The sequence below is a fragment of the Microcystis sp. M49636_WE2 genome, assembly GCF_030065375.1.
In the GTDB taxonomy this organism is placed as follows: Bacteria; Cyanobacteriota; Cyanobacteriia; order Cyanobacteriales; family Microcystaceae; genus Microcystis; species Microcystis aeruginosa_C.
Genome location: NZ_JASJFG010000279.1, coordinates 1 through 7344, shown reverse-complemented (window position 1 = coordinate 7344; position 7344 = coordinate 1). Strand labels below are relative to the sequence as shown.

Annotated in this window: 6 protein-coding genes and 1 pseudogene; 1 reads left to right on the top strand and 6 read right to left on the bottom strand. The window is 44.1% G+C overall.

Annotated elements, in window-relative coordinates; genetic code table 11:
* Positions 1 to 25: 25 nt before the first annotated feature.
* Positions 26 to 2230 carry an NACHT domain-containing protein gene (locus tag PX484_RS06740; RefSeq protein ID WP_287765084.1) on the top strand — a complete coding sequence of 735 codons (2205 nt, stop codon included), beginning with the start codon at positions 26 to 28 and terminating at the stop codon, positions 2228 to 2230.
* Positions 2231 to 2428: 198 nt separating this feature from the next.
* Here PX484_RS06740 and PX484_RS25690 read toward each other — a convergent pair.
* The 6 genes and pseudogenes from PX484_RS25690 to PX484_RS06705 all read right to left on the bottom strand — a co-directional run bounded on the left by PX484_RS25690 (position 2429) and on the right by PX484_RS06705 (position 7113).
* A pseudogene (locus PX484_RS25690) lies at positions 2429 to 2695 on the bottom strand (type II toxin-antitoxin system RelE family toxin).
* A 1-nt stretch (position 2696) separates the two neighbouring features.
* Complete coding sequence (locus PX484_RS06725) at positions 2697 to 2978, bottom strand: hypothetical protein (RefSeq protein ID WP_002800999.1); 282 nt, start codon at positions 2976 to 2978, stop codon at positions 2697 to 2699.
* A 348-nt stretch (positions 2979 to 3326) separates the two neighbouring features.
* Positions 3327 to 4571, bottom strand: a complete 1245-nt coding sequence (locus tag PX484_RS06720) for a M23 family metallopeptidase (protein ID WP_287765080.1) — start codon at positions 4569 to 4571, stop codon at positions 3327 to 3329.
* 45 nt (positions 4572 to 4616) lie between these two features.
* Positions 4617 to 5330 (bottom strand): biotin--[acetyl-CoA-carboxylase] ligase, encoded by a 714-nt coding sequence (locus PX484_RS06715; protein ID WP_287765077.1) that lies wholly within the window; start codon positions 5328 to 5330, stop codon positions 4617 to 4619.
* A 450-nt stretch (positions 5331 to 5780) separates the two neighbouring features.
* Positions 5781 to 6425: a histidine phosphatase family protein gene (locus PX484_RS06710; RefSeq protein WP_002759710.1), complete on the bottom strand. Its 645-nt coding sequence runs from the start codon at positions 6423 to 6425 to the stop codon at positions 5781 to 5783.
* A gap of 49 nt (positions 6426 to 6474) precedes the next feature.
* On the bottom strand, positions 6475 to 7113 hold the full coding sequence (locus tag PX484_RS06705; protein WP_287765075.1) for a histidine phosphatase family protein: 639 nt from the start codon (positions 7111 to 7113) through the stop codon (positions 6475 to 6477).
* Positions 7114 to 7344 lie beyond the last annotated feature (231 nt).

The following is a 7344-nucleotide window of genomic DNA, read 5'->3' as shown; positions in this document are numbered from 1 at the left end:
TCAGAGGGTTTACAGGGGTTAAGTTATGACAGGAATTGAAACAACCATTGTAACGGCATTGACTAATAATTTTATTGGCCAAATGATTAAATCGGGGTGGGAGGGTATTAATAAAAATGAGTTATTGAATAAAGATGTCGGACAGCTTTTCAAAGAGGGAAAGTATCTTTTTTTACGGGAATATACTCAACGTTACTGGGATCGGCACGGCATGATTAAGGTTTTAAAAATGTCTAAGCCTATGGATTTGGAGTCAATTTATGTTAATGTCAAATGTTTGGGGAATTTAGTCAGGGATTATTATGATGAAAATTTAGAAAATAAATACCGTGAGAGTAAGCAGCGACGGTTTAACTTTAGGGATGATGGTAAAAAAGATGGTTTACTTTTGGCTAATCAAGAACAATATTTAATGGTACTTGGTGATCCTGGTATTGGTAAATCTACATTTTTGCGAAAAGTTGGTTTAGAAGCTCTCAAGGGAAATAAAGACAGTTATCAGCATCCTCTAACACCTGTTTTACTGGAGTTGAAAAACTTTAAAGAAAACGAGATTAATATTCAGGCATTAATTGAAGAGGAGTTTAAAATCTGTGGTTTTCCCAACGTGGAAAAAAATATTAGCAATAAACTAGAAAAAGGGGAATTACTAATTTTATTAGATGGTTTGGATGAAGTGCCAACAGCTAATGTGAATAATGTAATCGAGAAAATTAAAGATTTTGTAGATAGGCATTATAAAAATCGTTTTATTCTCTCCTGTCGCACTGCTGCTAGAACTCATCTTCGACGATTTACCGATATTGAAATTGTCGAATTTGATGATCAGCAAATTCAAAGTTTTATTGAACATTGGTTTAGTTCGGAATTAGATCGGAAAAATGAGACGGCTAAAAATTGTTGGGAACTGTTGCAAAAGGAGGAGTATAAAAGTGCAAAAGAGTTAGCTCATACACCGTTATTGTTGACTTTTTTGTGTTTGGTTTATGATGAAAATCAATCTTTTCCCACAAATCGCAGTCGCCTTTATCAAGATGCGTTACGAATTTTATTGGAAAAATGGTCAGCCGAAAAACGTTTACCTAATCGCGGTTTAGTTTATGAAAATCTCAGTATTGAGCAAGAAGAAATTTTGCTATCTGAAATTGCTTATCAGAATTTTGTAGCAGATAAACTTTTTCTAGAAAAACGAGAAGTTGTTAAGCAAATTAAAGATCACCTTAAACAAAACTTAAATGCTCCGCAACATCTAGACGGAGAAAAAGTATTAAAAACCATTGAAATTGAACAGGGAATTTTAGTAGAGCGGGCGAGAGATATCTATTCTTTTTCTCATTTAACCCTTCAGGAATACCTGACGGCTCAGTATATCTATGATAATGATTTGATTGAAGAAACAGTTAAGAATTATGTAACAGAAACTCGTTGGCAAGAGGTTTTTTTGTTAGTGGCGGGTTTGATGCGAGGGAAAGCCGATAAATTGTTATTAGCAATGGAGAAAGAAGCCCATAATTATCTTAAAACGCCCCTCGGTCAAAAATTAGTGCCGATTTTGCAATGGGCAGATGAGATGACTAAAGATTCTGTTGATAGTTCGATTAAACCTGTAGGAAGAAGAGCGATCGCCAATTGGCTCGTCATCGCCGCCAACGCCAACGCCAACGTCATCTCCATCGCCGACTGCCTCGACACCATCTCCTCCATCGCCCACTCCAATTTTTACGAGACCTTCTCCATGAAGAACGATGGTCATGATCATCATAATCATACCATCATCTCCATCCGCTTCATCTCCAACGCCCAGAAGATCGCCAAAGCCTATGCCCACGAGTTCGCCTACGGCATCACCATCACCATCACCAACAGCATCGCCGTCGCCAACATTGATGAGTTTGTCCAGTTAGTTAACTTATTGGCTCAGTATCGAATTGTTTCTAAGGTTAATTTTTCCCAATTAAGCGCTGATTTAGAGGCTTTCAAACAAATTATTCCTGATGATAAAGCAAGTAAAAAACAACATGAAGAATTTGCTGATCAATTCTTGAAAATGTGGAATACTGCTTTTAATTTAACGCCTGAATTACTTAATTTATCCACCGACGAAATTCGCGAAATAGACGAGCATTATTTTTATATTAATCGCCGGATTCTCGAATGCCAAAAAGTGGCTGTTAATATTTCCCCTACCGTCTGGCAAGAAATCGAAGAACGAATGCTCCGCGTTCCTTAACTTCTACTTTTTTTCTCAAATCTTGCCTTTCCAATTGCATGAGATTAGCGAATATTAACACTAGGAGGATTGGGAGCTTCAAAAACCTTGCATTACCATTTTTATAGAACACAAATTAGTGCAAAAAGAGGACAACAAAGCCTGAAACTCCCGCTTCCTGACTGACTTCAACAATAAACTTTTTGCCGCAAACCCTATTTATTGGCGGTAAGCTTGACTGCGATGTTCAATCAGCAAGACGATAACTTGAGACTGACTATCATCAACGGTATAGATAACCCGATAGTCTCCAACGCGGAAGCGATACTTCTAGGCAAATTCTCCCTTTAATGCTTTAATTTGAGGGTGATTTTTCGGTGTTTCTTGAACGAGTTTTAAACACTTAGCAATCTTCTTTTTTAAGATTGAATCCGCTTCAGAATAAACTTTATTTGCTTTAGCTGTCAAACGGACTTTATAAGTTATTTCAGCTTTCCCAATCAATGAGGCAACCTGATTGTAAATCCATTTCAGCTTCTTTCAAATGTTCCATAATATTCGGGATTGCTCTAATTTCTTGCGTTGCCTTTTCACTTTCTTTATCTGACAAATAAGCGGCAAATTCTAGAATCATCTTTAAATTTTCTACTGATAGGGTTTGTATATATTGTTGAATCTTTTGCTGCATTAAATCGACCTGTACTAATGTTTCAGAATCTAAAAAATCTTCTGGAGTCGAGGGATTTACTTCAACGTTAGTTAGAGTCATATTTAATCAAGTGCTTCTCTCAAGTTTATTATTTGTATCTTAGCGTGTATCCCGTCTCCTGTCTCCTGACGACCGACTCCTTAGGGACTTGCGTGGGAATAATATCCCAATTGATCGGAGGGCGCAAGCTTTGCGCCCCTACAGTAACGGATTTTGTCCACAATGTAGGGGCGAACTGCGTTCGCCCAAAAGGTACATTATCAAAGCGCAAGTCCCTTACCCCACAGTTAACTTTATTTTTGTCCAACTACTTAATACTGCGAATGTATGAAAACGCATCAATTGGGCAAAAGCTCAACGATGCGTTTTTAAGTTCCAAAAACCGCTAGAGTTGTAACCCAAAACAAATTAATTCTGATTAGGGTCAGTGGCTGCGGCCATTTGCATTCTCTGCACCAGATTATCGAGGGCTAATTCTAGATGTAAACCGGCATCTACGGCGGTCCAACCCTGTTCGGTTAGGTGTCGCCATTCAAAGTGTAGGTGGGGACCGGTAGAAAGTCCCGTACTACCCACACGACCGATAACTGCGCCCTGTTCCACCCATTCTCCCGGTTTGACGGTAATTTCCGAAAGGTGGGCATAACGAGATTCTTGACTACCATCGAGGTGACGTAAAATCACCGTTAATCCGTAACCTCCCAACCAGTCGGCGGTGGCCACTTCCCCTGCGTAGGCGGCTAATACAGGTGTTCCCATCGGTGCGCCTAAATCAGTACCCGCGTGCATGGCCCGATTCCCGCTGACCGGATGATTTCGCCACCCGAAAACCGAGGTAATTTGGGCGGGAAGGGCGAGGGGAAAGAGTAAATCCGTGCGTTGAGTTGGGTTAGAATCCGTGGGACTTAAACGGGTGGCCCGCTCATAGGTGGTCGCTTCGCTGATTGCTTCCACTTCTGCGCGAGTCACCGGGGCCAAAGCCAATTTTACGCCATTCCATTCCGGGGGATTGAGGGCTACCACCTGACTGGGAATCACCGTGGGGGCAGCCAGACGTACCGGGGCGCTAGAAGCGACGAGAGTGGGGGCATAACGACCCAGGGAATTATTAGCGATAACCGGCTGATTTCGGGGCTGCCGTCCTACTCGCACGGCTGGATTAGGATTGAGACGCACCCGGGCCAGATTAACCGGGGGTAAGGGTTTGGCCACAGTGCTGACCGGCTGACGACGGGGGGACCGGGCCGCCAGATTACAGCTACCTCCTACCAGTTGACCATTTTGGGCGATGGTTTGGCAACCACTGCGGCGCTCGGTGACAACAACGGAACTGGGGGGGTTAAAGTTTCTGGTATCGATAAAATTATTTTTACCGCCGGCCCGGGGGGCAAGGGTAGGCATATCGGTTTGATGGTTTTCGGGGATAGCCAGACGGGGGGCAGGATTAGTATTTTCTTTGATAACGGGGGCTTTTAGAGTCGGGGCGGCATTTTCCACTACCGGGGTTTCGCTGCCAGTTTCGGAATTAGCGATCGCATTGGGAGCAAGAGTAATCAGACCGCTGATTACTAAACCGAGACCACTGCATAAACTCAGCTTCTTTTTTAAGGATTTTCCTAGAAAAAGTTTCAATATCACCGATGAAGGATACATAGGGCGGCCTCACTTCTCACAGTTTAGTCAAAAAAATATTTAGACTCAATTATAGCCGAGACTAACCCTACCGGCCGGTATATAAATTTCGCTACTGGCATTGTCCGAAGTTAATTTAACTTTTAATTCCCCTCGATCGCTTACCCCGGTTATTATGCCCTGATAGCCCTCAAAAGCTATCTTTTGACCAAAATTGGCAAAAAGTTCTAAATAGGAGGCTAATAGGGCTTTTATGCCGCGATGACAGTAATATTCATAGCCGTATAGGATAGCATCACTGGTGACATCGGTTAATTGAGCGATCGAGGTGATTTTATTGCCAGTAAAAGCCTGTAAATTAATACCGGTGGGGGGGACGGGATTGGCCCAATTGAGGCCTACTCCGATGACTGCTTGCGGGATTTTTTGGCCCTGAATACGGGTTTCTAGGTTAATTCCCCCTAGTTTGCGCCCTAGTAATACTAAATCATTCGGCCATTTGATTTTAACAGGTATTTCTTGACAATTGAGGTGATAAGCGATGCCCCAAACTGTAGCGAGAACGAGATGGGCAGATTTATCCACCTCTAAATCAAGATTTAACGCCAAAGATAAATATAATCCTCCCGGTTCAGAAATCCACTCCCGTCCCCATTGTCCTCTCCCAGCACTTTGTTGACGAGCAGTCACCACAAAAGGCGGATTTTCCCCCGACTCTAATAATTGCCAAGCTTTAGTATTAGTGGAAGGTAATAGCTCAAAGTGATGGATTTTGGGCATAAATGGGAAGTGGGGAGTATTTTCAGTGTTGCCAAAGGCACGGCGTAGCCGTCCAGTAAACAGTAAACAGTAATCAGTGACCTGATACTAAATCCGTTGAGTATAGGCTAAATATCAGGAGAGGCACTCCTGCAAGTGGGGTGACTCTTAAATGATTACAGATGTGTCAGCAGCTGCGTGTAAGCATCCCACCGAAAAACTAATGCGCGGGGGGTTTGGGGGCGGCGCCACGCCCCCAACGGGGGGTTTGGGGGGTAGAACCCCCCAAAAGCTTGGATTGAATGATCAAGTGGGAAGTAATGCTAAATCCGTTGAGTATAGGCTACATATCAGGACAGGCAAAAGGCAAGAGGCAAAAGAGGGAATAGATAATCAGTTTTTAATAACCGGATTGAGTATCAAAACTGACATCTGATCACTGATAACTGATCACTGATCACTGATAACTGATTAGGTGCAAGGAAGAGAACGCAGGTACTCACTGAGGTGGGAACGTAAACCGATGCCATGGAAAAGCGGGCCACGACTGCCTAATTCGACAATACTGACAGCGGCCACGGGCATTTCAAATCGATCGCGATAACGGCCCACATCAATACCCATCAGACTACAGAGCATGATCCGGATGGTGGCCTTATGGGAAACGATCAGGATATTGCCATCACTGTGGGTGTGTTCAATTTCCTCCAAAACGGCTGCGGAACGACGGGCGATATCGATACCCCTTTCCCCGTTGGGGGGAGCATTCCAAGCAGGATCCGTCAACCAGCGCACATAGAGATCATGGTATTGACGATCGATATCGTTAGGGTGCATACCTTCCCAAAGACCATAACCGATCTCTTGTAATCCCTGCCGGATTTCTAATTTTAGTCCCACCGCTTCACAGAGGGGTTTAGCGGTTTGAATAGCTCTTTGTAGGGGACTGACGTAGGCTGCACGCCAAGGTAAAGAACGATAGACATCGGCGAATTCCTCGGCCATTTCGATGCCTTCGGCAGTCAAACCGGGGTCATTTTCTGGAGTACCACAGTATCCTCCCGTTTTGCTATAGGCTGTCTGTCCGTGTCGTAGAAAATATAACATCAAGCACATAGTTTTTCAGCAGACCAAATCCGGGGCTTCCCTTGTTACTGTTGACTGGTTAGGTTCCCGCTCGCGAGCGCAGGTCATTGCGGAGGTGAGAGCGATCGCCTATAACTTGAAAGAGGGGACCGTGTTCGGCTAATTCGACGATCGTTACCGAGGCCACGGGCATGGCAATTCGATCGCGATAACGGCCGATATCAATGCCTAAAAGAGAACATAACATGATTCGGATCGTTGCTTTATGGGAAACGATCAAAATATGGCCATCATCGTGATTATGGTCAATCTCCTCTAATACTTCCGAACTGCGGCGAGCGATATCGATGCCTTTTTCGCCCCCTGTGGGAGAATTCCAGCCTGGATCTGCTAACCAGCGCACATAATCATCATGAAACTCCCGATTAACCTCGGCTGCGGTTTTTCCCTCCCATTGGCCGTAGGCAATCTCTTTTAATCCTTCCCGTTTGTGGATGGGAATACCTAAGAGATCGCTTAAAGGGATGGCGGTGGCCATGGTGCGCTTGAGGGGACTAGAATAGATCGCTGTCCAAGGCACATCTCGATAGGCAAGGGCGAAATCCTTGGCCATTTCATAGCCTGCCAGGGTTAGTTCCAAGTCTAATCGACCGCAAAAACTACCCGTTTGACTGGCTGTGGTTTCGCCATGACGCAAAAAGTAAAGTTTTAGACTCATCTTTTGGGTGCATCTCAATATTTGTGACTCTCTCCCACTTATACCGATAAGCAGAAGTTATTAAAAGAGGGCGAAGGCAATTCGCCGCGACAATCATCGGAAATTTTGGGTCTGAAACCCCGCCGTTCTAGGTTGGCTTTACGTTAGAATTAAAAGGCCAGTCTCGAAAACCAAGTGGACGGCGCAGCACCTTGAAAACTCGGCTTAGGGGGTTCCGACCAGAAAAGCTTG

Excerpts from the sequence above, each read along its gene's own strand:
- PX484_RS06740 (WP_287765084.1), top strand. The coding sequence starts at position 26 with ATGACAGGAATTGAAACAACCATTGTAACGGCATTGACTAATAATTTT.
- PX484_RS06725 (WP_002800999.1), bottom strand. The coding sequence starts at position 2,978 with ATGACTCTAACTAACGTTGAAGTAAATCCCTCGACTCCAGAAGATTTT.
- PX484_RS06720 (WP_287765080.1), bottom strand. The coding sequence starts at position 4,571 with ATGTATCCTTCATCGGTGATATTGAAACTTTTTCTAGGAAAATCCTTA.
- PX484_RS06715 (WP_287765077.1), bottom strand. The coding sequence starts at position 5,330 with ATGCCCAAAATCCATCACTTTGAGCTATTACCTTCCACTAATACTAAA.
- PX484_RS06710 (WP_002759710.1), bottom strand. The coding sequence starts at position 6,425 with ATGTGCTTGATGTTATATTTTCTACGACACGGACAGACAGCCTATAGC.
- PX484_RS06705 (WP_287765075.1), bottom strand. The coding sequence starts at position 7,113 with ATGAGTCTAAAACTTTACTTTTTGCGTCATGGCGAAACCACAGCCAGT.